24 protein-coding genes are annotated in these 26,088 nt (G+C 40.2%); 5 read left to right on the top strand and 19 right to left on the bottom strand.

Annotation, left to right across the window (positions count from 1 at the left end; all coding sequences use genetic code 11):
* Nucleotides 1-203: 203 nt before the first annotated feature.
* Nucleotides 204-464 carry a MarR family transcriptional regulator gene (locus FIB07_08855; GenBank protein NJD52961.1) on the top strand — a complete coding sequence of 87 codons (261 nt, stop codon included), beginning with the start codon at nucleotides 204-206 and terminating at the stop codon, nucleotides 462-464.
* Nucleotides 465-714: 250 nt separating this feature from the next.
* Here FIB07_08855 and FIB07_08850 read toward each other — a convergent pair whose 3' ends face one another.
* Complete coding sequence (locus tag FIB07_08850) at nucleotides 715-1,767, bottom strand: mechanosensitive ion channel family protein (protein NJD52960.1); 1,053 nt, start codon at nucleotides 1,765-1,767, stop codon at nucleotides 715-717.
* A 133-nt stretch (nucleotides 1,768-1,900) separates the two neighbouring features.
* Here FIB07_08850 and FIB07_08845 point away from each other — a divergent pair, with 133 nt between their 5' ends.
* Nucleotides 1,901-3,643, top strand: a complete 1,743-nt coding sequence (locus tag FIB07_08845; protein ID NJD52959.1) for a CBS domain-containing protein — start codon at nucleotides 1,901-1,903, stop codon at nucleotides 3,641-3,643.
* Here the strand turns inward: FIB07_08845 and FIB07_08840 are convergent.
* Together FIB07_08840 and FIB07_08835 are read right to left on the bottom strand one after the other, a co-directional pair.
* A complete protein-coding gene (locus FIB07_08840) occupies nucleotides 3,624-5,429 on the bottom strand; it encodes a KamA family radical SAM protein (protein ID NJD52958.1) in 1,806 nt (601 codons plus the stop codon). The genes FIB07_08845 and FIB07_08840 overlap by 20 nt on opposite strands.
* 66 nt (nucleotides 5,430-5,495) lie before the next feature.
* Nucleotides 5,496-7,658: a radical SAM protein gene (locus tag FIB07_08835; GenBank protein NJD52957.1), complete on the bottom strand. Its 2,163-nt coding sequence runs from the start codon at nucleotides 7,656-7,658 to the stop codon at nucleotides 5,496-5,498.
* Nucleotides 7,659-7,786: 128 nt separating this feature from the next.
* Here FIB07_08835 and FIB07_08830 point away from each other — a divergent pair, with 128 nt between their 5' ends.
* The gene (locus FIB07_08830) at nucleotides 7,787-8,095 is read left to right on the top strand and encodes a hypothetical protein (GenBank protein NJD52956.1); all 309 of its coding nucleotides are present in this window, start codon (nucleotides 7,787-7,789) and stop codon (nucleotides 8,093-8,095) included.
* Between the two features lie 75 nt (nucleotides 8,096-8,170).
* Here FIB07_08830 and FIB07_08825 read toward each other — a convergent pair whose 3' ends face one another.
* From FIB07_08825 to FIB07_08800, 6 genes are all read right to left on the bottom strand, one after another.
* A complete protein-coding gene (locus FIB07_08825) occupies nucleotides 8,171-8,428 on the bottom strand; it encodes a hypothetical protein (protein ID NJD52955.1) in 258 nt (85 codons plus the stop codon).
* Between the two features lie 110 nt (nucleotides 8,429-8,538).
* Nucleotides 8,539-10,227, bottom strand: a complete 1,689-nt coding sequence (gene mcrA / locus FIB07_08820; GenBank protein ID NJD52954.1) for a coenzyme-B sulfoethylthiotransferase subunit alpha — start codon at nucleotides 10,225-10,227, stop codon at nucleotides 8,539-8,541.
* Nucleotides 10,228-10,237: 10 nt separating this feature from the next.
* Nucleotides 10,238-10,987 carry a coenzyme-B sulfoethylthiotransferase subunit gamma gene (mcrG, locus tag FIB07_08815; protein NJD52953.1) on the bottom strand — a complete coding sequence of 250 codons (750 nt, stop codon included), beginning with the start codon at nucleotides 10,985-10,987 and terminating at the stop codon, nucleotides 10,238-10,240.
* A gap of 55 nt (nucleotides 10,988-11,042) precedes the next feature.
* Nucleotides 11,043-11,564, bottom strand: coding sequence for a methyl-coenzyme M reductase operon protein D (gene mcrD / locus FIB07_08810; GenBank protein NJD52952.1), 522 nt, complete (start codon nucleotides 11,562-11,564; stop codon nucleotides 11,043-11,045).
* A 14-nt stretch (nucleotides 11,565-11,578) separates the two neighbouring features.
* Nucleotides 11,579-12,883 (bottom strand): coenzyme-B sulfoethylthiotransferase subunit beta, encoded by a 1,305-nt coding sequence (mcrB, locus tag FIB07_08805; GenBank protein NJD52951.1) that lies wholly within the window; start codon nucleotides 12,881-12,883, stop codon nucleotides 11,579-11,581.
* Between the two features lie 299 nt (nucleotides 12,884-13,182).
* Nucleotides 13,183-13,494, bottom strand: a complete 312-nt coding sequence (locus tag FIB07_08800) for a DUF2098 domain-containing protein (GenBank protein ID NJD52950.1) — start codon at nucleotides 13,492-13,494, stop codon at nucleotides 13,183-13,185.
* An 85-nt stretch (nucleotides 13,495-13,579) separates the two neighbouring features.
* On the opposite strand from FIB07_08800, the gene FIB07_08795 reads away from it, so the two are divergent.
* Nucleotides 13,580-14,809: a methanogenesis marker radical SAM protein gene (locus tag FIB07_08795; protein NJD52949.1), complete on the top strand. Its 1,230-nt coding sequence runs from the start codon at nucleotides 13,580-13,582 to the stop codon at nucleotides 14,807-14,809.
* Between the two features lie 175 nt (nucleotides 14,810-14,984).
* On the opposite strand, the gene FIB07_08790 is transcribed toward FIB07_08795, so the two are convergent.
* From FIB07_08790 to FIB07_08760, 7 genes are all read right to left on the bottom strand, one after another.
* On the bottom strand, nucleotides 14,985-15,431 hold the full coding sequence (locus FIB07_08790; GenBank protein NJD52948.1) for a carboxymuconolactone decarboxylase family protein: 447 nt from the start codon (nucleotides 15,429-15,431) through the stop codon (nucleotides 14,985-14,987).
* A gap of 99 nt (nucleotides 15,432-15,530) precedes the next feature.
* Entirely contained in the window at nucleotides 15,531-16,343 is an 813-nt protein-coding gene (locus FIB07_08785; GenBank protein NJD52947.1) for a hypothetical protein, read from the bottom strand.
* A 348-nt stretch (nucleotides 16,344-16,691) separates the two neighbouring features.
* Entirely contained in the window at nucleotides 16,692-17,450 is a 759-nt protein-coding gene (locus FIB07_08780; GenBank protein ID NJD52946.1) for a formylmethanofuran dehydrogenase subunit C, read from the bottom strand.
* A 1-nt stretch (nucleotide 17,451) separates the two neighbouring features.
* Nucleotides 17,452-19,164, bottom strand: a complete 1,713-nt coding sequence (locus tag FIB07_08775) for a formylmethanofuran dehydrogenase subunit A (GenBank protein ID NJD52945.1) — start codon at nucleotides 19,162-19,164, stop codon at nucleotides 17,452-17,454.
* Between the two features lies 1 nt (nucleotide 19,165).
* On the bottom strand, nucleotides 19,166-20,464 hold the full coding sequence (locus FIB07_08770; GenBank protein NJD52944.1) for a formylmethanofuran dehydrogenase subunit B: 1,299 nt from the start codon (nucleotides 20,462-20,464) through the stop codon (nucleotides 19,166-19,168).
* Entirely contained in the window at nucleotides 20,464-20,841 is a 378-nt protein-coding gene (locus FIB07_08765; GenBank protein ID NJD52943.1) for a tRNA CCA-pyrophosphorylase, read from the bottom strand. Before FIB07_08765 ends, FIB07_08770 begins: the two co-directional genes overlap by 1 nt.
* Nucleotides 20,842-21,072: 231 nt before the next feature.
* Complete coding sequence (locus FIB07_08760) at nucleotides 21,073-21,501, bottom strand: DUF356 domain-containing protein (GenBank protein NJD52942.1); 429 nt, start codon at nucleotides 21,499-21,501, stop codon at nucleotides 21,073-21,075.
* 199 nt (nucleotides 21,502-21,700) lie between these two features.
* Between FIB07_08760 and FIB07_08755 the strand changes: the two genes are divergently transcribed.
* Nucleotides 21,701-23,893, top strand: coding sequence for an ATP-dependent DNA helicase (locus tag FIB07_08755; protein NJD52941.1), 2,193 nt, complete (start codon nucleotides 21,701-21,703; stop codon nucleotides 23,891-23,893).
* Nucleotides 23,894-23,912: 19 nt separating this feature from the next.
* Here FIB07_08755 and FIB07_08750 read toward each other — a convergent pair whose 3' ends face one another.
* The 3 genes from FIB07_08750 to FIB07_08740 all read right to left on the bottom strand — a co-directional run bounded on the left by FIB07_08750 (nucleotide 23,913) and on the right by FIB07_08740 (nucleotide 26,038).
* Nucleotides 23,913-24,122, bottom strand: coding sequence for a TRAM domain-containing protein (locus FIB07_08750; GenBank protein NJD52940.1), 210 nt, complete (start codon nucleotides 24,120-24,122; stop codon nucleotides 23,913-23,915).
* Between the two features lie 192 nt (nucleotides 24,123-24,314).
* On the bottom strand, nucleotides 24,315-25,406 hold the full coding sequence (mqnE, locus tag FIB07_08745; protein ID NJD52939.1) for an aminofutalosine synthase MqnE: 1,092 nt from the start codon (nucleotides 25,404-25,406) through the stop codon (nucleotides 24,315-24,317).
* On the bottom strand, nucleotides 25,406-26,038 hold the full coding sequence (locus FIB07_08740; GenBank protein NJD52938.1) for a YggS family pyridoxal phosphate-dependent enzyme: 633 nt from the start codon (nucleotides 26,036-26,038) through the stop codon (nucleotides 25,406-25,408). Before FIB07_08740 ends, mqnE begins: the two co-directional genes overlap by 1 nt.
* Nucleotides 26,039-26,088 lie beyond the last annotated feature (50 nt).

Here is a 26,088-nt window from a genome sequence, read left to right as displayed (position 1 = left end):
TTTCCATTGCAGCCATAATGCCTCTTCCCACAAAAAGCGAATTTCAATTCAATAAGTCTTGTGTGGGTATTGAAGCTAATTCAATCCAGCAACAGCAATCACAGGAGGAAAAAATTAGGAACCAATTGGAATGCTCATCCGATTTTAATAAAAAACTGCTCAAATTATTTATTCTGGGAATAATCAATATTGATGAATTGACAATGTGGGTATTGGGAGTGGAAAGAAGAGTGGTTGTATTAAAAATGATGCACGAAAAAAGGATGATACAGGCATCCGATATAGCAGATTCGACCGATAGATCATTACAGAACATCAGTTACGCAATGCGGGAACTGGAAGAGCGAGGACTGATCCAGTCACTGACCCCCGGAAAAAAAACCTGGAAAAAGTTTATTTTAACAGATAAAGGAACTGAGGTATTTGAAAACCTCAAGAAAAATAATCTTTTAGCAAATAATTGAAGATTAAATTCTGCACTTAAGCAATTTGATTCTCAATTCTACAATAAAATAGAATATTCCTGCCAATACAAAAAACATTACTGGTCCAATAAACGTTTCTATTGATTTTTCCATATTATTCTCCTGATAATGAATCCATTTGAAGAACAATAAGTTTCAAGTATTATAAATCTTTCGAATTTGTTATAACTTGTTAGTGATTATATGTAATTTTATTTTTTGATCAAAATCGTTTGAGCTGGATACGCCCTCAATTCCTTCGAATCTCAATTCCCTCTTTTGAAAACTGTTCATTTATAGCCATGTTTATCACATGCCGAACATCCGTATGTTTACTGTAATCACGAGTTTTCACATAATAAACTATTTCAAAAACCAGGCTGAAATCTCCGAATTTAACTAAATGAACTCTGTCAAATTTTATCACCTTGATATTATCAATTATCTTCTTAATTATCACAGGGATTTTTTCAAGTTTTTCATTTGGTGTTCCGTATGCAATACCAAGATTAAAAACGACTCTTCGCAGTTCCATTCGCTTATGGTTGTGCACCTTTGATTCTATTAATTGCTTGTTTGATACTATCAGTTCTTCGCCATGCAGTGTCTGGATGCGTGTGGATTTTAATCCTATCCTTTTCACCGTTCCGCTCTCATCTGCAAATGTAATGAAATCCCCGGCCTGGAAGGGTTTATCAAAATATATAGAAAAAGAGGCAAATATATCACTTAAAATGTTTTGCAAAGCTATGGCAATTGCCAGACCTCCGATCCCCAGCCCGGCTATTAAGGTTGAAACATTGTATCCCAGGTTCGAAATAATAAAGATTGTTGCCATGATCCACAAAAAACTTTTCAGGAGCCTGCCCAGAAGATCTATTACAGATGTGTCAGTTCCCCTTTCTTCATCACCACCTTCTTCCTGTTTTTTTACTATCATTTTATGCGTGCTGTAATCGACAAGAGTTTGAACACCTTTGATTGCATAATAGGTACCAAGAACTATTATCAGATAATACACGAATGTCCGTAAACCATCTGGTATTACAATAAAATAAAAAGCGACATATGTGGATATCAATACATAGAACGGCCAGCCAAACGCATCGATAACTTTTACAACAAGATCATCATATTCAGTTGCGGTTTTAGCAAATATTTCTTTAAGTTTTCTCAAGATAATATATTTGAAAATCCTTAAAACAACGATGGATACTATAAAAATAATTAAAGATATTAAATAATCGTTCACTGAATTGTTTGCAATAGTGTAAGTCGAAATTCCGGATATATCAAAAACCATAATGTGAGTTATTCGGTGTTTTCATATTAATGTATTGTTTACATCTAATTTTAAGTATGATAAGCATAATTATTATGACTAATAGGTTGATGATCCGAACTTGAAACTTAATGAATTTTTAAAAGACCTTGAACTGAAACAGGTCCAGAGATGGACTTTATTGAGTATTCTTATAGGTATTATTTCAGGTTTCGGGGCAATTTTGTTCTATCTTGGATTGGACATAGTTTCAAATTATGTTCTTGGAAGTATAGGCGGTTATTATCCCCCTTTACCTGATGGAGAAACTTCATTATTCAATCACCCTGCAACAGGAGTAAAATGGCTTCTTTTCTTATTGCCGGCAGCTGGCGGATTAATTGCAGGCATTATAATCCATACTTACTCCCCGGAGGCGCAGGGGCATGGCACTGATGCCGTTATTGATGCTTATAATAATAAACGAGGTTTTATCAGGAAAAGAGTTCCGCTCACCAAAGCGATTACATCAATGATAACCATCGGCTCCGGGGGGAGCTCGGGAAGTGAAGGGCCTATCACCCAGATAGGTGCTGGTTTTGGTTCTACGCTTGCCACATTTTTTAAATTGAGCGACCGTGACAGGAGAATAATGGTCATCTGTGGTATGGCGGCAGGTATTGGCAGCATATTCAAAGCGCCTCTTGGAGGATCAATATTCGCAATAGAAGTACTCTATAAGAGGGACATGGAAACAGAGGGTCTTGTTCCTGCATTCATCTCATCTACAATCGCATATTCCATATTTTCATCTTTCTTTGGCTGGGGAGGCGTATTTACGACTCCGGATTTTAAATTTACAACGCCCACGGAACTCATATTTTATGGCATTCTCGGTATCCTGAGCGCCGCAACAGCAATATTATTTGTGATCATTTTCTATGGCTTGCGAGATCGTATTTTCAAGCCCATGAAAATTAAATCATATCTCAAACCAGCTATCGGTGGACTACTTGTAGGAATCATGGCAATGTTTTTCCCACAAGTCCTGGGGATAGGTTACGGATGGGTCCAGATAACAATGAACGGTAATCTTGTAAGGATGTCAATAGCTGTCATGATGGTACTTGTTATTTTAAAAATTCTTGCAACCTCATTTACATTATCATCTGGCGGAAGCGGCGGTGTTTTTGCACCTTCCCTTGTCATAGGTGCAATGATAGGAGGGGCTTTTGGCCAGATAATGAACCTTATATTCCCGGATATCATTTCCCAACCTGGCGCTTATGTTGTCGTGGGAATGGGTGCGATGCTTGCCGGGGTTGCAAAAGTTCCCATAGCAGCGATCGTGATGATATCAGAGATGACGGGGAATTATAACCTGCTTGCTCCGCTGATGGTAGCATCGACCCTGGCTTATGTCCTATCAGGCAAATGGACGATTTACGAAAAACAGGTAGATAACCGTGCTTCTTCCCCCGCGCACAGGAGGGAGATGACGGTGGATATACTCGGGCGGGCTAAAGTGGAAGATGCAATGAGCATAAATATTGTTACCATCAAATCATCTGTGAGCATCCACGAAGTGCTTGATCTCATACATAAATACGGTTACACTGGTTTTCCAGTCGTTGATGATAACAAACTTGTGGGTATAATCACATTTGAGGATGCAGAGAAAGTATCGCCGGATGCAAGAAAAACAACTACAGCAAAAGAGGTTATGTCAACAAAACTTATAGTGGTAAAACCGGAAGATTCACTTGAGTCTGCTCTTTTGAAACTTCTCAATAGTAAGATCGGACGATTACTTGTAGTGGAAAACGATGATGCTGCAAAACTCGTCGGGCTTGTTACAAAATTAGATATTATAAAGGCTCATGCAAATTTGAGTTCAATTAGAAATAATACCATATAGATGAATAATCATCAACATTTTCATTATCATCTTTCAACCTTTTAAGATACTCAAAGATCGAAACATCTGTATAATTATACGGTTCAACAAAGGCGTATTTAGATTCCCATGGATAGAAACGGTAAACTCTTCTTCCATCTTCCATGATCATTATTACCTCATGGTCCTGCCATGAGCGAAGATATGATTTCCCAAGCCTCGGGACATTGAAAACCGGCTCGTCCGTTCGCACCATTCCCGGCAGGAATCTTGCCTCCTCTTCTCTTTCCTGTTCTATCCTTGCAATGGGTACACGATAATCTATTGTTTCATCTTTTCCTTTAGTATTGAAAGTGTAATATGGGTCAATTCCCGATTTTTTTAATACTGTTCTTAAGAAACTCGATTCATATTTTTTGCTATTATAATATGTAAAAACCTGCTGGTTGTACATGTTGATACCGAGTTTCTTGATCTTCTTAATAGCTTCCAGGGTATCAGGAGTGAGCTCGGTCGGATGTTCAAAATGTGTTACGATGCATAATTCCCTTCTCCCCAACTCATAGTATTTGTCAAATATTTCGATGAGTTCACCTGTGATCCTTTGAGGCATTGTAACAATGATCCTCGTGCCAATCCTGATCCTTTCAATATGGCCGATTCCTGAAATTTCAGACAATAACCAATCAATCGAAACGTCATCAAGCGTTAACGGATCTCCGCCAGTGATCAGTACTTCTTTTATGTTTTTGTTATTAGATATCCAATCCAGAGCATTCTTCATTGACTCCCGTGAGAAAACAGCATCCTTGATATCTGTTATTTCCCAGTTCCTCTGGCAATAAACACATATCTGCGGGCATGAATCAAAGGGTTTGAGAATAAGTATCTGCGGATACCTTCGGGTTATTCCTTGAATAGGACTTGTGGATTTTTCATCCATAAAATCAAGGTTCGTGCTATTATCTTTGCTTAGCATATAATTCCAGCAGTAATTCTCACTTGGAAGAACCTGTGCTCTTATTGCATGGTCATATTTCCCTGAGTTTTCCCTGTCAAAAAGCGAGAGATAATGGGGAGTGATCTGAAAAGGTATGCAGTTTTTTCTTGCGCATTCAAGCCCTCTTAACTCATTATCACTCAATCTTACAAGATCCAGTAAAGTATCAATATCCGAAATTATATTTTCAATATGCCAGTAGTAATTCTGCCAATCCTTGTCAGTAGCATTAAAAAAATCCAGGATGGATTTTTTATTATTCTTTCTTTCCTCGATCAGATCCATTCCTGTTTTATACCGTAGGAAATAATTTTCAATATTTGAAGAATACTCGTCAAGTGTTTTCATGCGTTCAAGTGCAGCAGTATGCCCGCTCAGGCTCAAGAATATTGGAACTTCCTTTTCCGCATATATTCCTGACTCGCAGTTAATACCTTTGAAAAGATTAATAAATTCTAAGAAAAAACCAACATCTAAGCTTTCGGATTTTGCTTTTTTCTTTGCAACCCTGTATAATGAATTCAAAGCGGAATAATTTGTAATGTCCTCATTTTCTGTTCTAATGACATTTTTAAAAACCCTTATGCACTCCTTTGCATTATTTCTCTCAAGAATATTTTTATCTTTAAAATGTTTATCAGAATAGACGTTGAAAAGATGCCTTTCTAAATCGTTCAGGTGATCAAAAAGCCTGTTCCGTGCTTCATGCAGTTTATTGCTTGATTTGAGAATCCTGAAAATTTCAGGGTCGTATTCCCATAATGTTTCTATTAGTTTTAATTTATCATATTCCAGTAATTTTTTCATACTTCCCCGGTATTTGTTGTCTTTATACTTTTTAACTGGTATTTTCAAATGCTTTTTTCTTATATATTATAAATCTTTCTGATCTGTGATAATATTTTTTTCTACCAATCCATTCAAAAAGCTATTACATTTAGATTCAGCTTCGATATTGGGGATTTGGTATTTTTCTTTGATATGATCAATTATTTCAGATATTGTTGATTCCCCATTGCTCTTATCCAGGATATCCCTGGCAAGATCAGAAATCGTAAAAATCCTGTTATTATCTATATCAAATAAAATATTCACTTTTTCTTTTTGAAGGTTTCGTTTACTTCCATTTCCTCTAAGGCCGGAATGGATTATCTGCGCCAGGTTAAAACTGAAAGTCCCGATAAAGACGCCTTCATTCAGGACAGGGTGAGAATCATTTTTTATAGATTTATTCACGGTCTTTTTCCTGTTCTGTATCGCCCTGATCAATCCGGATAGATCAGCTACTTTATTATTAGATTCCCTGTAATGGGCAATGTACAGGAAAAGATGCTCCCGGTCAAGATTGCTCCAGATAGGCAAATCCGGATATTTATGAGCAAGTTTTGTATAGAATTCCTGAATTACGCCTTCTGCATCTTTTTTCGATAATCCTGCCGAGATATCGCAATCATACCATAAAGACAGGTCAATAGTATCATCTTTGTATATTTTGGAGATGTTGAAATTATCAGGATTTTCATATACTTTTGAATGCTTTGTGAGCTGGAAACTCCCGAAAGACAGGGAACGGATCTTGTCGCTGTTATGCAAAATAAAATCCATGGTTTCTCTTGCCTCAGTGCGGGTTTCAGTAGGAAAACCGAATATCAGGAAAAGGTGCGCCCAGATGCCAGACTCCTTGCAAAACTTGCAAATTTTCAATACATTCTCTTTTTTGATTCCTTTATCCATGCACTTAAGAATCCTCTCGCTGGCTGATTCCAGGCCGAAATAAAGCATCTTACAACCTGCATAAGAGAGCTTATTGCCAAGTTCGTGGGAAAAAGAGGATTCAAATCTTGAATCTGCAAGCCAGGAAATGTCCAATTTTTCATTGATTATCCTGTCTGATAATGCCCCGATTATTTTTGTGGACAAACCTTCATCCTGGAAAGTAAAAAATTTGGTTTTATGTTTATTATTCAATGTCTTGATGTCGTTAAAAAGAAGCTCAACGTCCCTTGGCCTGTATTTACCTGAATAACCAAACCCGTGGTCGCAAAAAGTGCATCTGTTCCAGTAACACCCTCTTGATGAAAGAACAGGAATGATAAGTTCGGGTGATAAATACTTATCAAGCGGGAGACCATCAAAGCATGGGGTGGGTAATAAATTGATGTCTTCCCCGCTGGAACTGAGCCTGTTTACTATGATCTCCGGACCTTTTTTATAAATTAGATTGGGAATATCCCTGATATCAAATTCATTTTCCAGGTGTTTGATAAGATTTAAAAGGGCAGTCTCTCCCTCATGGACTATCACGCTGTCAAACACAGAAAAAAGATCTTTTGTTTGGCTTATTTCATCTACAAGACGCGTGAAAACACTTCCCCCGATATTAATATGTATTTTCGGGTCGGCTTTTTTAATAAGATTTGCAAGTGTTAATCCCGGTATTAGCTGGCTTATATTTATTATTGAGATACCTATTAGCCCCGGATTCCCTTCAAGTACTTCCTGAAGTGTGTATTTTTCAAAATATTCAATGAAAATATTTTCTTTCCTGTCATTTATAGCTTCAAGAACATCCGAACTTTTTCTGCATGAATGCCGCATATCATACGAATGAAAAGTAAGATTTGAAGGATAATAAGCAGATGATGCAAGTTTAAGTCCAAGTTCAAGAACCTTAAAAGCATTGAATAGTTTTTCTATATCATAAAAATCTTCTTTGTTTTTTATGATGTTTTTAGCATCCTCAACACTATTAATAACGTAATTTCCAAAAAGAATAGAACTACCCAAAGCAGCGTATTGTTTCTGGAGTTCAGAAGATAATTCTTTTTTTGATTCAAGTTCATGAAATTTTGTTTGCGCTTTATCATAGTAACCCTGAAGCCCTTTTTTACTTAGAAGATTATCAAAAAAAGAAGCATTGATGTCTATCTGGGAAACATTGCAGTTATTGGCTTTTAAGAAAGCGGTTAACGATGGGAGGCTCAAATAAGGCTGTGTTGGTATCCACTGGGGTGGGAAGAGTAATTTTGTAAGCATAATATGTGAGGTGAATAGGGATAATTAGGATAAAACTGTTTCGTCGCCCACATTTTTCCCGTAATATTCATATTATTTACCACAAACTTTATTTGATTTGATAATGATTTGATGTTAAGTGATCCAAAATGAATGATAATGATACTAAAAATATTGGCGATGAATTTGTTGAAGAAGACGAAAATTCAAAAACTGAAGACGAGACAGCATTAGAAGGATTATATGATCTGGTTTTACCTCCGGGAATTCCTTATAAACTCATCATGGAAGTAATGGATACATTCAATCTGGAAGTGACAACCAGGAAATGTTCAGTAAAGACTATAGATGTAGAGGATGATAATCTTCTTATATTAAGAGGAGAACTCGATTCAGTAAATAATGCACATGATTATATTTATAAAAAAATGAGTGAAATGTATAATTATAAGAAATAACTTTTTATATTGATTTTAAAAAAATCGCAATTATTTGATAAAGATCAGGGGGATTAACCCCTACCCTTTATAATCCTAAAACAGGCGCTCTTTACCAAGTGGTCTTGTGTATCCTGTTCCGCCGCAATTCGTGCATGGTATACCCTGCATCAAATAACCTCTTCCCTTGCACCACTGGCATTTTCGGGATGAGTCTACAACTTCTACTTCTCCTTTTCCGCCGCAAACAATACAGGTCTGGCCCTGATGTTTTCCAGTCCCGTCACAATACATGCATTTCACTATACCTGGTACTTTGGGCGTTCTTTTTATTTCTCCTTTTGCTTCTGCCATTTTAAATCACATCACCATAAATCTCAAACTATGTTATAAATATTTCCTTTTAATTTTCGCATCCCAAAAAAAAAATAGAGAAAGTAGGCATTTAGCCTACTTAACAATGTTTACTTTGCTGGGATAACGAATGCTCTCTCACCGGCGCAGCGGTCCCATTCTCTGAGTGCTGCCTTGCCGAATGCGCCCCTTGGATCTGCGAAGTCAAAGTTGATCAATTCATCTGCGAAGCAGACTTTGACCAATGGATTGACGCAGAAGGCGTCCTTGCCTGCGTGAGCTGCTGCTACTACTGAGGTGTATCCACCCTGGTGACCTACGTTCATTGCGTAGTTGGGGTAGTTTGCGCCTCTGCATTCGCCTATGCAGCCTTCATCTGAGGCAATTGAGAACACGTTGGTTGCGCCGCACTGATCCTGCAGGTCATACCCGAAGAATCCAAGTCTGCCGTGTGCCTCTTTGTGGAGGTACATGGACAGATACCATGCGGAGAGACCGGCCTGGCTGTGGCCTGTTGCCAGAGCTGTTGCGCCGCCTGCTGCTATTGAACAGACTGTTGCGCGCTGTGAACCGCCGAAGTGGTCTTCCAGTGTGGTCGGATATTTCTCGTATGCTTCAAGACTGTACAGTGTTGATTCTGTAGCGATGTCTTTTACGGTGTCGATTGTGGCTTTTGCCTTTCCGCGACCGCCATATTTCTTTGATGCATATTCGTCTGCCCAGTACAGGAAGTCATCGACGATATCATTGGTGTATGCTGGTGTTGCATACATTGTGAATCCGACGCCACCTGACATGTAGCCACCGAGCCAGATCTGGTCATATAACATTGTGGCTGCGCTTGCAGTCTGCAATACTACATTGACTGGATCTTCTGGACCCTTTCTGTTTGTCTGGACGATATCTGCCATATGACCGAAGGATAATCCTCCTGGCTCATTTGGACCTCTTGCTCTGCGTGCCGGGATCATGTCACCCATTTCGACAAGTCCTGCGTGTTTGGCTGTGAATGCAAGTTCTCCGACTGCTGCTTCACCGGCGCACATATGATATGCGCTGATAAAGGTCATACCGACCTGCATTGCCATCCAGCGGCTTGTTCCTGGTCCATCTTCAGTTCTTGTGACGATGGTTGGGATGTGTACTGCCTGCCAGGAGGTCTTGCCTACTGCTGCTTTGACCTGTTTTGCCTGGTTTTCTGGGAATTCGTTGTCAATGTTGATAACGAACTGCTTATCTACTTCATCCTGAAGGGTTTCATCACCTGTGAATATTTTCACATAGCAGTCATCTACTAATGCCGGGTGTGTTTCAACCATGTGTTCCTGGACAATTGCTGCTCCAGGCATTGCGTGGTTCAAAACTTCAAGGTAGTAGTTGATTGTCTCAGGTGTAACTTCCTTGCCTAATCTCTTCTCAAGAACTTCATGTGCGAGGTCAAGACCTACGACGCATGATCTTCTGATGTCGTCCCATTCCTGCTGCATTGCTGCATTGTTGACGAAGTGAAGGTCGTCACCATCGCATACGATATCTGTTCCAGATATTGTGTATGGGGTCAACTGTCTCTGACCCATGGGGATACCTGCTAAGTGCAACTTGGGGTCATAAGCCTGCAATCCTCTCTTCTTGGTGATTGCTGCTCCGCACTTTGCCATTTCTACCTTTCTTGGGTTCTGCTGATAGCCAAGTCTGAGGTATTTGGTCTTCTTATCGGTTATTTTACCGCCCTTGTTCTTATTAGTGCCCCATTCTTTAGTATATTTTGTTTCCATTGCTTTTTGGAATCTTACTGCCATTTAGCTCACCTCACGCCTTTGGGACGAACCCATATTTGGTTCTTAATTCCCAGACTCTCTGAACATGTTCAATAACTTCTTTATCGCTTCTGAATGCAACATTGTCCACTCTATAGATGGTGGTTCTCTTTGCTGCTTCTGCTTCGCTCATTGGTTTTCCAAGGTTGACTTTTCTGTCAATTGGTACGCCGACCTGGTCTTTGTCACTTACAATGACGCCGCCCTCAAGTCTGCGCCTGTCCAACATATCGAACATTACGCCGTCTTCCTGTAATCTGAGGGAGTGACCGTGAACTGTACAGCCTCTCATGCCTGCAAGACCCCAGTCAGTGATTTCGGTTTCCGACTGTCTCTTGGCGTACTCTTCCATATCTCTCTCTCTCATTTCATTGACTTGTCTGCCAGATAATGTACCTGGGTCGACTCCTCTGAAATTGATGGCTGCATGGTACGATCTCCAGTATGGTACTGCTGGACCGTTATACATTGAGTCAGCGAACTGTACATATCTCATTCTGTCGCCGGCTGCTGCGCCTGGTGTTGGTTCAACGACTTCTCTTACCGGGCATGCTGGTTCACCAATCTCTGAGAGTGGTGGATGTGTGCTCGGGTAATCGGAACCTGGTGCCCTATGACCGAGTAATGCTGTTAAATCTTCATCAGAAATATCACGCATTTTCTCTACATCATCTGACATAAATTTTCTTCTATTCTTAGCAACTGAGGTGCTGCCAGGATAATATTGTGGTTTATATGCCATATTTTTTCCTCCTAATTGATTTGAATCGGTTCTTTCTGCTCCCTGAATAAACTAATCATTTCTCTTCCTCTGAATTAATAACACAGAGGCTATTTTCCGGTTTTGCATGCGGGTCCATCAGGCCGAGTATTCGTTCGTCTTCAAGATTGATGCTTTCATCAGTCTTGCTTTTGAATCCATACTTACCGTAATCAGTCAAAGTAGCTTTCTTCTTTATGAAGAAACCCTGTTTGAATTCAAAGGAAAATGGTAGCGTTCGCTCGCACGCATTTCTTAGTTCTTCCTTTGTGCTTTCATCTTCTAGTTCGACTATTACCTCGCCTACCATGACATGCAATTCGAATGCACAATCTCCGACATGGATTATCTCCATATTCGGGTGGTTGACATCTGTTCCGGTTCCAGGTCCGCATGTGACCTTCCGGGGCAAATTTTTTCCACCGATTAGCATTCTTATTACTCCTTTGACGTGATCGATCTCATTTAAGAGTCTTTCAGCAGTCTCTGGCTGTAATAATCTCTGCGGAAATATTTTGATCTGGATTGGTTTACCCGTGACTGAAGCAGCTTTTGCCATTCAATTCTCCGAATTTATACGGCTCCTGCTACTGCCTTGATTGGCTCTCTGAATTCGTCTACCGCGCTGAAGACATCTCCTACTAATCCTGAGGTCTTCTCTGGGCTGTATACCTGAACACCTGCGTCAAGAGCAACTGCTGCTGCTACGCATGGTACTGCGAGACCCTTTGAGTGTCTGGTAACTACGTGGTTGCCGTTGAAGACTCCTGGTCCACCGCCACCATAGATGGAGTGTGAGAAGAAGGAGAATCCGACTGCTGCGCCCTGTACTTTACCGAAGTCACAACCTGGGAGTGAGGTCTCTTTCTCAATGAGGTCCTGGAAGTACAGCAATACTGAGGATACTGCCTGTGGGGCTCTCTGAGCGCCGCAGTTAACGAGTGTTGCTGCGAGTGTTCCTGCTGCACAGTATGCATTCCATTTTCCGACATCATTGGTCTTGTATGTTGTATAGCCAGATGCGAATTTCTTATCTGCGCTGATTACTTTATCTGCAATTGCCTTTTCGACACATGCATGGACAACTGTACCGATTGTACCGGTCTTGCCCTGGGCTTTTACTGTTCCATACACCATGTTGTTGGCGTTTAAGCCCTGGTGTGAGAATGCAAGTAATCTGTGTCTTGTCTGGTTGCCGATTCCGTCACCCATTTCGAATACACCTGTATTCTCAAGGATTGAGCACAGTGCTGCTGTGTTCATTGCGTTTTTCTTGCATACTGCTGCAAGGTGGTTTGCCATGACGTTTCTTAATGTATAGCCAAATCCTTCATCTTTCTGTGGGATTTCGACGATTGATTTTACATTTCCGCCTACCATATCAAGTGTCTGTGGATACTGTCCCCAGACTGCGGACTTGACGGTTGGGGCATCGAACATACCAATATTGAACTGGCTTACTAATGCCTGGGTTACTGCTGATGCTGTGCAGGTTAATGATGATACATACTCTGCTGCAACATCGATTCTTACGGATGGAACCTGGACGATTAACTGTTTTCCACCATTTAATGCTTTTACAACGGTGTCATCTCCGCTGTCAACCTGTACCATTTCGGTAACTGCTTTCTGGATAGCTGCTGCATTCTTTACGATGTCTAATTTCATTTCTCTGCCGGGGATCTTTCTGCCTTTGCCACCGATTGCGGATGTTGCTAAGGTTTTCTCGATTCCTGCTAAGTCAACGGCTGCTGTTCGCTTTATACCGGTGACTATTGATTTGATAGCGGCATTCCTCATTGGGCTTATGTCGTTTATGTCGACGCCTGATTTGAGTTTTGCTCCTCTGTCGCTATATAGGTCTATTGTGTCAGCCACGTTTATTTACCTCCTAATTTTTGTTTATTTCCAAGAAATTGCTCACTTGGAAGCGATACAACAAACGAGCGACTGCAACATGACAGAATATAGAACCCAAAATAAGTCAATTATGCTCTATTTATTCCGGCCATGTTGTGTTTTATTGTATCGAACAACCATTACAATCCCTTGCGACACCTACCAATTCCCCTAAAGTACTTAAAGTTTACGAATCGATCATGATAAAACATTATAAAATAAATGATGGCGTCGCTTCATGCTTATACAATATACTCCAGACAATTTGTCTATATATTTTATCCGCCACTCTCCAGGCTTGTATCGCTCATCTCAGCTAGTTTGGATGCTTCTTTCTGCTTTTCCAGAACTTCATTGATTTCCTCGCGGGAAAATATTTTCTCCCCGATTTCTTCATCTTTTACTACTGTTATTCTTCTCAGAACTTCTGTTTTATAGTAAAGATCAGTCTTATCGATAAGCGCCCACGTACCTTCATTATCTGAAATGATCTCAGTAACATTACCTTTCGTACCTGTATTTACGTATTCTACAAAATTCCCTATCTGTAAAGGATTTCCAGACATATCTGTTACCTTTATCTCGCTCATCTACTCCTAATATGCATTTATTGTAATTAATCATTGTGGTTATCCTGGGAATAAGTTTATATACCATCTGGCATTTCGTGAGGACATGGAAATTCTTGCTGACATCGGAGGGCGTCCCGGTCTTGACTGCCGGGGTTTTTGTAGATATTGCTATTTTAAAGGTGTAACCGGAATCCCCGCATTTGGCTGCAAGCATTGCATGCCATTCCAGAAGGGATGCAATTACTGCACAAAAAGCGTCAAGGAAGGATATTCAAGTTTTAAATCCATGCCCATGGTCGCGCAGGAAGTCAAACAATCGGTTTTTTTCAATAAGAATGTAACAAAATTCAATGTTAGCGGAGGAGGGGATGTAAGTTGTTATCCTGAACTTAAACCCCTTATAGAATTCCTATCACAATATAAAAAACCAATACATCTTGGATATACAAGCGGAAAAGGCATGAATAAGGATGATGCTTTGTTCTTCATAGACCATGGTGTAAATGAAGTCACATTTACGGTTTTCGCAACAGATCCTGAATTACGGCGAAAATACATGAATGATAAGACACCCGAAGATTCACTTTCTGCACTTCGTATTCTTGCAGGAAAGTGTGATGTTTATGCGGCAACAGTACTTATTCCGGGAGTAAATGACAGAGATGTCCTCCTGAAAACCTGCAAAGATCTTGAAGAAATGGGAGTAAAAGGGCTCATACTTATGCGGTTTGCCAATGAAAACGAACATGGGCTGATTCTTAATAATTCCCCTGTAATAGAAGGAATCACCTCCCACACCATCCTTGAGTTCAAATCGATAGTTGACGACATTAACAGCAAATTTGATTTCCGGGTAACCGGCACTCCCCTTTATGATCCTGAAACAGGATCGCCATTTGCAATACGTAATGAACCCGAAGCATTATTAAAATTACCCAAAATAACAAAAGAAGCAACGATCATAACAAGCGAAGTTGCAGCGCCATTATTAAGGGAGATTTTCGATAAACTCGGCGGGCTCGTAAATGTCATTCCAGTGAAAAAGGATATTGGCTGCCTTATTACCATCGATGATATAAAAGCACTGGATTTATCACAAATAAAGGAAACGGTATTTTTCCCCGGAAGGGCATTTGTTCATGATCCTGAGATCAAGAAAATACTGGCCATGGACGGGAAAGAAAGGCTAGTAAGAAGAGGGCCTGATATGCTCACTGTTGACGGTGAGATGAGCATTTCAATGACGAAAGAGGAAGTTATTTCAAAAGAAATAGAAGCTTTCACCGAACTTATCCAGTCGATAAATGTTATCGGGACAAAACCGAAAGTATAGATATATCCCTTATTTCACACAAGACAGAAATAAATTTGCTATTTAAAAATAATTAAGCAGAGGCGTATTAATCAAATTGCACGGCATAAAAAAGGCGCATAATCATTTTGACAGGATTACAGGATCGACAGGATACGATTTATATAGTTAATCCTGTAAATCCTGTCGATCCTGTCTAAATTTTTTCTTCAGGTATCCCGCAAACCTCACATTTTTCTTTTTCAGCTATATTCTGCTTTTCCGAATCAATCGCGCGTGTGCCTTCGGCAAGGACTGCTGCATTGGATAATGTCCCTGCGATCAATATCGCATCAAATATCTCCTCTTTTGAAACCCCAAGCCTCTGCGCCACCCTGATATGCATTTTCAGGCAATGGTCACATCTCAAAGCTGCCGAAACCCCTATGGATATAAGCTCTATTGTTTTTGCATCCATCCGTTTAAATTCCCGGATTATTTCATTATCATAAAGCACTTTAGTGACCAGTAACTCCGGCGATTGCCTCATGAAATTAAGGATATAAGGTACCTCACCATATGCTTTTTCAACCTCTTTCAATAATTCTTCAGCTGCTTCTTTTGGTTCCTTATTAAGGATCTTATCTATTTTCTTAAGTTCCATGGGGCTCTAATAAAACGATTTAAATTCTAAAGTAAATAAACATTTGTATTTGAGATGACGATGGCAATTTGTGTTGGCAGTTTGGTCTAAATAAAATATCTAACTATTTTCAATTTTCCCCCACATTGCCATATTAATTAAATACAATATTTCTAGTACTACAATAATAGTATGAAAAACAGATGTTCCAATAATTATAGTAATTGGAATGTGAAATGACAGATTGGATTTCCAATCGATCAAAGGCAAAAAATATACTGCTAAGATAATTATTAACATCCCATGAAATAATGGCAATTTGAAAAATTTTATTAGATCAGATTTTAAGGATTCACATTTAAAAATAAGCGTTATATTTTTTGAATAATCATCCAAAACTAGCTTATATTGTCTTATTTCAAGACAATATTTTTCGCTTCCTTTTTCTTGCTCAAATATTTTTATTTCATTTTTAATTTTATCAGTTATCTTATTTAAATTTTCTTCTGTTTCTTTCTTATCTCTATTGGATAATAATTCCCGGATGGCTAAGAAGTCTTTCTGTGTAAATATGGAACCACACAAATTCCTAAGTTTAAAGTTATACAAATGAGACGCATCATGATTAATAATATCATAACTTTTCGAGATGTCATTAGATAATTGTTCTGTTTTAAAAATAATAAATAGGCCAGCCAATGCCAAAATTGAAAACATTCCTTGAAAAATTGAACTTAATATTAAATAATACAAGTTATTATCAATACTTAAATTATTAAAAAATTTTTTAAATACAATAGAAATTACGAAAGATAATATTATTGTTTCATAAGGGTGGTCATAAAATGTTTTAAAACCTCTTTTTCTAAGTATCAATAGTCTATTCGACATATCATCAAGCATTCTATCAAAGTCATGATAGTCCCTCATCATATTAAACCTGAGTTAAAGATTATTTGAACCAAGATAGAAAACAATAATATTTACAGTTAAGATTTCACAGTAATTTTATGTGTTTATACTTCGTATGAAAAAACGAAATTTTTCATACAGTATCTATGAACCTTAGGAGGTTCATGATTAGTTTCACACTTATTCTATATTAGCGAAGACGACGAAAAAACCCTTCTGGATTTTGACAGACGAAACTGAGCATACTCTGATGCCATTGCGTTCCACTCCGAGCCTTCATTACGCGACGGGTCAAGAGCGCCATCCGTGATTCTTGTGCCGGTGTCAACCCGCGAAATATGCAAAGAAAAAATAAAAACCGAATGATGCTTATTTTACATAAAGCAATCCTTTTCCATTACCTATAACATCACCGGTATATTTCTTATACGTCACTCCATCAACTGCTTCGTTGCCTTCAAGCTTGAATACAGGCATCATCTCATCCACTGTCCCATTAACGATTATCGTTCCCTTGGACATCTCGCTGCCCGGACGGCTGGTATTGCCTCCGATCACGATCTTGCCGCCATTGTTGCTCAATCCGGGGAGAATTCCTGTATTGCCCATAACAATGATCTCGCCGCCGCACATATGCTCGCCAACAAAATCAAGGGCATTTCCCATTACAGTGATTTTCCCGCCGCGCATACCGCAGCTCTCACCGCGATATCCGGCGCCAAGGTAATAAGCAGCATTTCCTTCCACGATCAACTCGCCGCCTTTCATTTCCCTTCCAGCCCATGAGTCAACATTTCCCTTTACTGATATCTTCCCGCCGCTCATCTTTGCGCCAAGGTGCATATCCACGTTGCCATTGATAATTATGAGTCCGGCTGTCATTCCTTCCCCGATTCTCTTAACCCGGGAAAAATCGCCTTCCATCACGATTTTTGTATCTGCTGCCGGCCCGGAACCTTCCACCTTGACTGAGAAAAGCTCACCGATGGTCGTCTTTTTGTTTCCAAACCATGCCTCCATGGATTGGATCTCTGCTTCTGTTTTTCCGGCGAATTTATCAGGTGAGATATTCTCTGCTTCAGTTGAAATCCTGATCTCTTTCTTTGGTTTTATAGTAACTGTTTGCATTTCAGCTCACCTCGACCTGTATCGCTCCTGCTTTCACAACTTCAGGATGAGTAAGATATTCATCCTGTACCATATAATTTGCAAGCTGTATAGAGTAATAATTCTTGAATTTCTTAACTATGTCCTTCATCATCTCGTTTGTATGTTCCTCCGGAACCTTTGCATCCACCCAGTATGTCCTTCCCATTGGCGTAGCTGTGATCTGGCCGTCCTTTACAACAACCTGCCCGCCTTTTATTGTATATGCGGCAGATGAGAACGCGCTCTTTATTTTTGCATGTTCAACTGACGGATCGATCTGGTCAGGTATGATGTCGTATATGCAAACATCGGCATCTGCGCCAGCTCCGAGATGACCTTTTGTATCAAGAAGCCCGAGCACCTTTGCAGTGCCAGCCCTTGTCATTATTGCGATCTCACTGAAATCAAGCTCACGATCAATTCCCGGAAGCCTTGTTTTTGAGTGAACAGCTTCATGAACTGTCTTTATTTCTTCCTGGCGCTTCTTGTTGCTCATAAGAAGTGCAATGACCTCCGCATAATTCACAAAAGGCCCGCCATTGGGATGGTCTGTGGTCAAAAGCATCTTGTACGGGTCTTTTGTAAGCAAACCGAGTTCAAGCCCTGTAGCCCACATGATAGCATAAACCGATACCTGCTTGACATAATATAATGGTACAACACCTGATGCATCTTCAAGTTCAACATCACCGTTGCCCCATTTTGCATGCAGTAATTTTGCATTTGCATACTGCACAGGGCCATCTGCGGTCATGGTAGTCGCGCTGCCAAATATCATCTGTCCCATATCACCCGTTACATTATCGTGATTGTTAAGATAATTGGCTACTTCATCAGCTTTTGATTCAAAATCGCCCCAGTTCGTTCCGCCCATTGAATTAAACAACAGGTGGGTAACATGCAACACCTGCCTGTCCCTGCTGGCTTTGACCTGGTTTGCAAGTTCCATGCTTGCAAGCGTTGTCCTGTAATTACCGGGCTTTCCAAGGTTGTTGCAATGCAGATGCACCGAATGCGGCAGTCCCAGCATCTCATTGGCCTTCATCAGTGACACTATTATATCCTTTGGGGTTACGTCAAAATTCGGGACAACATCATCAAGACCTGTAACGTTCTTGCCAAAGCCCCACATCTCGCCTCCGCCCGGGTTTACGCATTTAACACCGAATCCACGGCTTGCAAGAAGACCCCATGATATATAAGCAGCCAGTTTATCCATATTCTTCTCCCGCACAAAGTCCATTGTGGGCCAGTTGCTACCAAATAACGTAAGAGCGCCTTTGTCGATAATGGGAATTTCTTCGAGCTCTTCATGGGTATGGCGCGCTTTCATTATTGCCTGCGCTGCCTCAAAGACAGTTGTATAACCCATCTGGGCATAGCGGTATCCCATCGCATAGACATTTGGCACAGTATAACCTGTAGTTGGTCTTGTTATCTTTGTCCTGGGTTTTATCCCTGATCGCGTATCTTCAGGACGCATTATTCTTCCCACATTGACCTTTGCACCTGCGATATGCGAATGCGCATCTACGCCGCCTGCCATTACAAGCCTTCCGCCGGCATCTATCACTGTGGCTTTGCTGCTTACCTTATCTACTATTTTCCCGTCTTTTATGGAGATATCGGCCTTATCACCATTTATCCCATTAGACGGGTCATAAACCGAACCGTTTTTTATAAGAAGTTCCATTTTATTCACCCCTCAATACTTTCACTCGTTCTGTTATTTTTTCAAGGACCTCGGTATCAGGCAGATGTGTGGGCTCAACCATTTTTCTCATCCTTAGTGATACGCCGTCCATCCTGTATGCAGTACCTTCTACCTCTACGCCGCAAATTGCTACAGGGATGACAACATTTGCTACTTCTGTCGTGGGATTCCAATAAGGATCGATCTGTACGACCGGAATTCTTGCCAGATGGCGGACTGAATCAGCCGGGAAATGAGCGCCTGCATCACCTGCTATTATCATTGCCGCATCTGTTTCTTTCCTTGTGAGCACATCGTTCGCCGCTGTCTCACCGGGATTGTAATAAGGAGCGCCGCGCGCAAAATCAACGGCGGTTGCATAACCTGTCTCCCATGCGCACACATTTCCGAATCCTGTAACATTATAGTGGCCCCGCATAGGCGTAATAACGCATTTTGTAAATGCATTCAACTCTGTTACTAAAGAGATGGCATTATCAATGTTCTTATACCGTGATTTGCTCTGGGTAAGTCCCATTCCAAAGAAAATCGCGACAAATTTTCCTGTTTTTAATATATCCACAAGTTTTGAAAGCTGCTCTTTCGGAACACCTCCAACCGATTCAGGCACAACATCCGCATGTCCTGAAAGTATTGCCCGGAGAGCCGAAACCACAAGGTAATCACTGCCCTGCTCTAATTGTACGAATTCATCAGCCATGTTAGCAGTGTCTGTTTTCCGCACATCCGCTACAATAACTTTGCGTCCTTTTCTCCCTTTTTCAGAGAATAATCCTTTTGCAAAAACAGAATAACGTCCCATGTGCCTGGGATGGGCATGTACCGGATTGCTCCCCCAGAATACAATAACATCCGCTCTGTTCTTTACCTGGCCAAGGGTGGCTGACGGAAGACCCTTTTCATGAACTGCAAGAGTTGACGGGGCATGACACACTGTTGCTGTGTTGTCAATAATTGCGCCAAGTTCCTCAGCAAGAAGAATGCCTTTCTTGTGGACTTCACACACCGCTGATGCCCATCCGTACAAAAGAGGTCTTTTTGAATTTGAAAGGATATTTGCAGCTTCGTTGATTGCCTCTTCATAAGATACCTCCTTGAACTCGGAATTTTTGTCTTTCCTTATCATGGGAGTTTTTATCCTGTGATGTCCCATTATTTTAGCCGCGCCAAGTTTGCATGCCTGTTTAACATCGGTTATTTTGTTATCTTCCACAACGATTGTCAGGTCATCGCACAGGCAGCCGCAAAAAGGGCAGAGTGCATCTGTTATTATTGTCATTACTTATACCTCGCGATCAATTCTTTCATTAATAATACTTTTTTGTCCGTAGGCTCTATCAGAGCAGGAATACCTTTGAATCCCGGCATTCCGCAGCCCTTGGTATCCGGATCGACTACTGCATTTGCCCACGGACCCATGGGGATAAAAGCTATCCCATCGGGATTTCCTTTATTTTCTTTCAATTTCACAACCACATCACCATGATCTGTTTTAACCAATACGCGGCTTCCTGGGCTTATTCCCAGGATACCTATATCCTTTGGGTTCAATTCACAATAAGCAGTTGCTTCCTGGTAGTCCGAAGAAGTTTTATTCTCGATAGTTGCTCCCTGATTTATTGTTCTTCCAGTTATGAGTATTGCATTTAATGTCATCTTATACACTCTTTTATTATTAGAGGATAGAATTTCGGGGTATTAAACATTTCTTTATGTTTTCATTATGTTTTCTTAAACACAACAAGGGCAGCAGGGATGGAATTCATGGTTTTGTTAGCGTAGTCCCATAAAGCAAAATCAAAAGAAAATAACAAAATCCGAAAATAACAGAATTCCAACTAAATAAAAAAGCAATGAATAAAAATCAAAAAATTATTGAATATCTATTCATGCTTCTACAGTTTCTTTCACAGTTTCACGGACTCCTTCAAACCCGAAATTCTGCTCAAAATTAACATCTATCTCTGGCAATATATCTACATAATTTACTAATTCATGGTATATTTCATGCCTCGGGCTTACAATTATAACATGCGCAGGCGGATGTATTTTTCGAAGTCTTCCAATTGCAACGCTTGCCTGGTCTTCAAGAGGAACTATCGCAGCAGATGAACAACAGCCTCTTAGCGGACTTTTCATTATGTGCGTAAGAATGTTATCTGCAAAAGTCGGTTCCAATTTCCTTGCCTGGTCTGAAAATGTCAAATTTGCATACCTGACAAGGTCATATAGCGCTATTTTCACTTTCGATGCGTCATCTGCTCTAACTACGGCCATTGAATTCATTTTTTCCCCCTTATTTGTTATCGTATCCATTTTTATAATACTTACTTCGTAGTGGTACTGATATAAATACTGGTGCTAACTAAAGACCATTTTCGTGCTACTGGGTCTTTTACTATAAACAAAAATACTTTTCATATAACCAAAAATAGTTTTGTTATGACCGGAAATAAATTCCAGATTCAATCCTGCAATCGTACTGTTTATATTATATCGAATCTTATGGTCGCCGATGAAACAGGACTTTCTTCGCTATTTTCCCAAAAAATTATGCTATCCGAATCAACTGGAAGCGATGCAGGCCATTCATGATGCTCTGATAAAAAAACATGTGATTTTATTCGAAGGGGCATGCGGTACCGGTAAAACCCTGAGTTCCCTTGCTCCTGCTCTTCATATCGCGAAAACTGAGAAAAAAACAGTAGTTATTGCTACGAATGTCCACCAGCAGATGGCCCAATTCATTGAAGAGGCACGTGAAATAAAAAAGAAACAGCCAGAATTAAAAGTTGTTGTCCTTAAAGGTAAAATGCTGATGTGTCCAAAGCCGGACATGGATTATGACACATGCAGTTTGCTAAGGGATAATACCTATAAATTAACGGAGCAGGAAAAAGATATCGGGCAATTGAAAAACGAAATGCAGTCTATCAGGGACAAGATAAAACGGGATAAGGATACAAGCCTCATACAAATTCAAAGGGAATTGAGCCAGGAATTTGATAAGGAAGAAAGACAGCTCCATGATACAAGGAAAAACTCCTGCGACTATCTTCATAAATTACTTAAAAGTGACACGGATAATTTCCGCGGGTGGCTATTCGATGGTGTGCGCACACCTGAAGAGGTGGCAGACTGGGCTTTATCAAATGATACATGCGGGTATGAACTGCTAAAACGCTATATGAAAGAAGCCGACCTTTTGATATGCAATTACCATCATTTTCTTAATGAGGATATCCGCACAAATGTACTTGGGTGGCTGGATAAAGGTCTTGCTGATGTTATTACCATTTTTGATGAAGCGCACAATATCGAATCCGCTGCACGCTCCCATTCATCCATGACGCTTACCGAATTTACTTTAAAAAGGGCGCTTGATGAGGTCAAAGGGAACGAGGCAGCTTCAGTGGAAGCGGATGTTCAAATATTGCTCCAGGTTCTCCTTGATACAATACGATCAACATATAATATCATTCTTGATAAAAAGTTCGGGGAACGTGAAAGAGTAGGCAGGGACTGGTATGATCTGAGGATCGCAGATCCGCAGGAGCGTACTGATATGTTCCGTGAGAAACTAATGCTGGCTTTTGAGAAGGCAGGAATTAAAAAGCTCGACGAGACTATCGAACGTCTGAGGAGTTTCGGACTGATTATTGATGCATTTTATGAAAAACAATTCAATGAAGGGAAAAGCCCGATCAAAAAAACATGCAGCAGCCTGATCACTGCAATCTTTCTTTCGAATTACGTTAAATTCTCAAAAGATAAAAGCTATTACCCGATCCTGAACGTAAAGCGCCAGAATTCCGAGATATCAGGGAGGCTTGAATTATTCACCTGTATTCCTAAAAATGTCACTGCGCCATTATTCAATTCGGTTCATAGTGCGATCCTTATGTCAGCGACACTTGCGCCTTTTGAAACGATTAAAGCCACACTCGGCATTTCACGACCTACATTTGAATTATCTTTCGGCCTGACTTTCCCGAAAGAAAAGCGCCTTACCATAGCAGTATCTGTTCCTGCTTTATTTTCAAAGGACAGGGACAGCCCGCAGACAAAAGAAGTGATCACAAAAGTCCTTACTGATATAATTGAACAATCTGACGGGAACGTGATTATATTTTTCCCGAGCTTTTATGAAGCAACCCAGTATAAGAACCGGATAAAATGCGATAATCCGGTATTCCTTGATGAAGTAGGAGTTTCGGCGCAGCAGATCAGGGAGGAATTTTTCAGGCTGGGCGAATCAGGGAAGAAAGCCGTGCTGATATCCTATATGTGGGGAACGCTAACAGAAGGAGTTGATTACAAGAATGACCGGGGAAGGACAGTTGTCATCGTGGGTGTTGGGTATCCTGCCCTCAATGACCGTACACGCGCCGTAGAATCCGCGTATGACGCAGAATTCGGGCACGGCTGGGAATATGCCATCGAGATCCCCACGATCAGGAAGATACGGCAGGCTCTGGGGCGTGTGGTCCGCTCGCCAGGCGATTATGGAGCGCGCGTGCTGCTTGATGGGCGTTATACGTCCACATCCGGTAAGCGTTATGGAAAATATTCAGTGTTCAAATTCTTCCCTGAAGAAGAAAGAGCAGAGATCATAGATGTGGAACCTGAACGCGTCAAGTATTCACTGATGAACTTTTTTAATGATATAAGAAAAATGCAGCAAAAACCAACAAAAAATTATAATTAAAAGCAAAAGCAGAATAAAATTATTCTGCCACCTTTTCTGCGATCGCGAATTTGCGCATTACTTTATTGACTGTTATCTTTACTTTATCGCCGACTTTTGTCTGCGGTACGAAGATGACGAAGCCTTCTACTCTGGCAATCCCGTCGCCTTCTTTTGCAATATCATCAATCGATACATCATAGCTTTCTCCGACTTTTACCGGAGCAACTTTTTCCTGATATTCACTCAAGTTTTACACATCCTTACATTAAATTACCGTCTGCTAGGGCAAACATAACTGCAGAAAATAGAATGAACATTTAACTGCCGTAAATGATGCTGCCAGAACAGCCAGTAATCTTAATTCTAACTGTCTTTAGAATATATAAGACTTTGGTAAAAACAAATCAAATCCGGTTGCGACAAATGTATTATAGGGGATTTAATATTCCCGGATTATCTCATAATTGGAAGTCCTTTCAACCGGTATCCTTCCTGCATTCCTGATCAAATGAATGAGCCTGTCCTTTGGCATATACTCAGGCGCAGCGCCCCCTGCTGCATGCGTGATACGCTCTTCCATGACAGTTCCGTCAATATCGTTAGCGCCGTAGGAAAGGGCGATCTGTGACATTTTTTCACCCAGCATCACCCAGTAACTTTTTATGTTATTGATATATCCATTCAACAAGAGACGTGCTACAGCGATTGTTTTAAGGTCATCGAATCCTGTGGGTCCTTCTGTTACGATCCCGTTTTTTTGAAGATATGTATTGTCAGGATGAAATCTTAATGGTATGAATGCCTGGAATCCATGTGTTCTTTTCTGCAATTTCCTTATCCTCATGATATGATCAACGATATCCTCATTGGTCTCAATATGACCGTAAAGCATGGTGGCATTGCTTCTTATTCCCAGGCCATGTGCTGTTTCCATGACTTTGAGCCAAATTTTCCCGCTGATTTTATCCGGACATACCTGTTGTCTTGTTTTTTCATTAAATATCTCCCCGCCGCCTCCCGGAAGACCTGTGAGACCTGCTTTTTTAAGTCGCAATAAAACTTCTCTTACACTCATTCCTGAGATCCGGGACAGATGCGCTATCTCAACAGCGGTATATGCTTTCAGTGATAATAATGGATATTTTTCATGGATCTTTATAAGGATCTCCTCATAATATTCAAACGGTAACCCGGGATTAAGCGATCCAACTATATGAAGTTCAGTTGCACCCATGTTTGATGCCTTTTGCGCCTTTTCCATTATCTCATCAATACTCAGTGTGAAAGCCCCGTTTTGCCCTTCTTCCCTGAAATATGCACAGAACTTGCATTTTGAATTACATACATTACTGTAGTTTATATGGCAGTTCGTAACGAACATGACCTGATCGCCAGCTGTTTTTTTCCTGACATTGTCAGCAAGTGCACCGATAAGTGACAGATTTCTTGATTTCATAAGAAGCAAACCATCATCAAAACTAAGTTCCTCTGATGATTGTACTTTATTTATTATCGTTGATAGATCTTCCATCAAATTCTCCATGTTCGTCTTTTCCCAAATATTTTTGTACCCAACCTGATCATTGTCGCGCCTTCTTCAATAGCAATTTTATAATCATTACTCATACCCATAGATAATACGACATCCAGCTTTGTTTTTTGTTTAATATTATAAAGTCTTTTAAAACAAGCCCTGGGATCATTCTTTGATGCAATGGTCATAAGACCTGTGATATTTACATTTTGAAGTTGTAATTCCAAGACCTTTTTATAGAATTCATCAAATTCTTCAAAATAAACGCCATGATAATTAGAATCCGGGGAAGTATTCACCTGGAACATAACATCTATTTTCCTACCAGAGCTGTCGATCTTTTCCAGGAGTTTTATCGAGTCAACGGTCTGGATCACATCAAATATTTCGACAGCTCTTCTGGCTTTGTTACTCTGGAGATGCCCGATGAAATGTTTTTTTACATTCACTGAAGTTATATGCGGGTATTTCTCATATGCCTCTTCTACATAGTTCTCGCCTATGTGCATGATACCCGCACCGATTGCAGAGTTTATTTCATCTAATGTTCTTGTTTTTGTAACTGCAAGAATTGAAATATCCCTGTAGGAGTTGATTAATTTTAGCACTTTAGTTTGTATTTCGTCCATATAACCAGATTAACTAATAAATTATCAAAGTATTTAATATATTCAAAACA

It is taken from the genome of Candidatus Methanoperedens sp. (genome assembly GCA_012026795.1).
In the GTDB taxonomy this organism is placed as follows: Archaea; Halobacteriota; Methanosarcinia; order Methanosarcinales; family Methanoperedenaceae; genus Methanoperedens.
The sequence above is the reverse complement of the archived record's forward strand: the minus strand, read 5'-3'. Positions and strand labels throughout refer to the sequence as shown.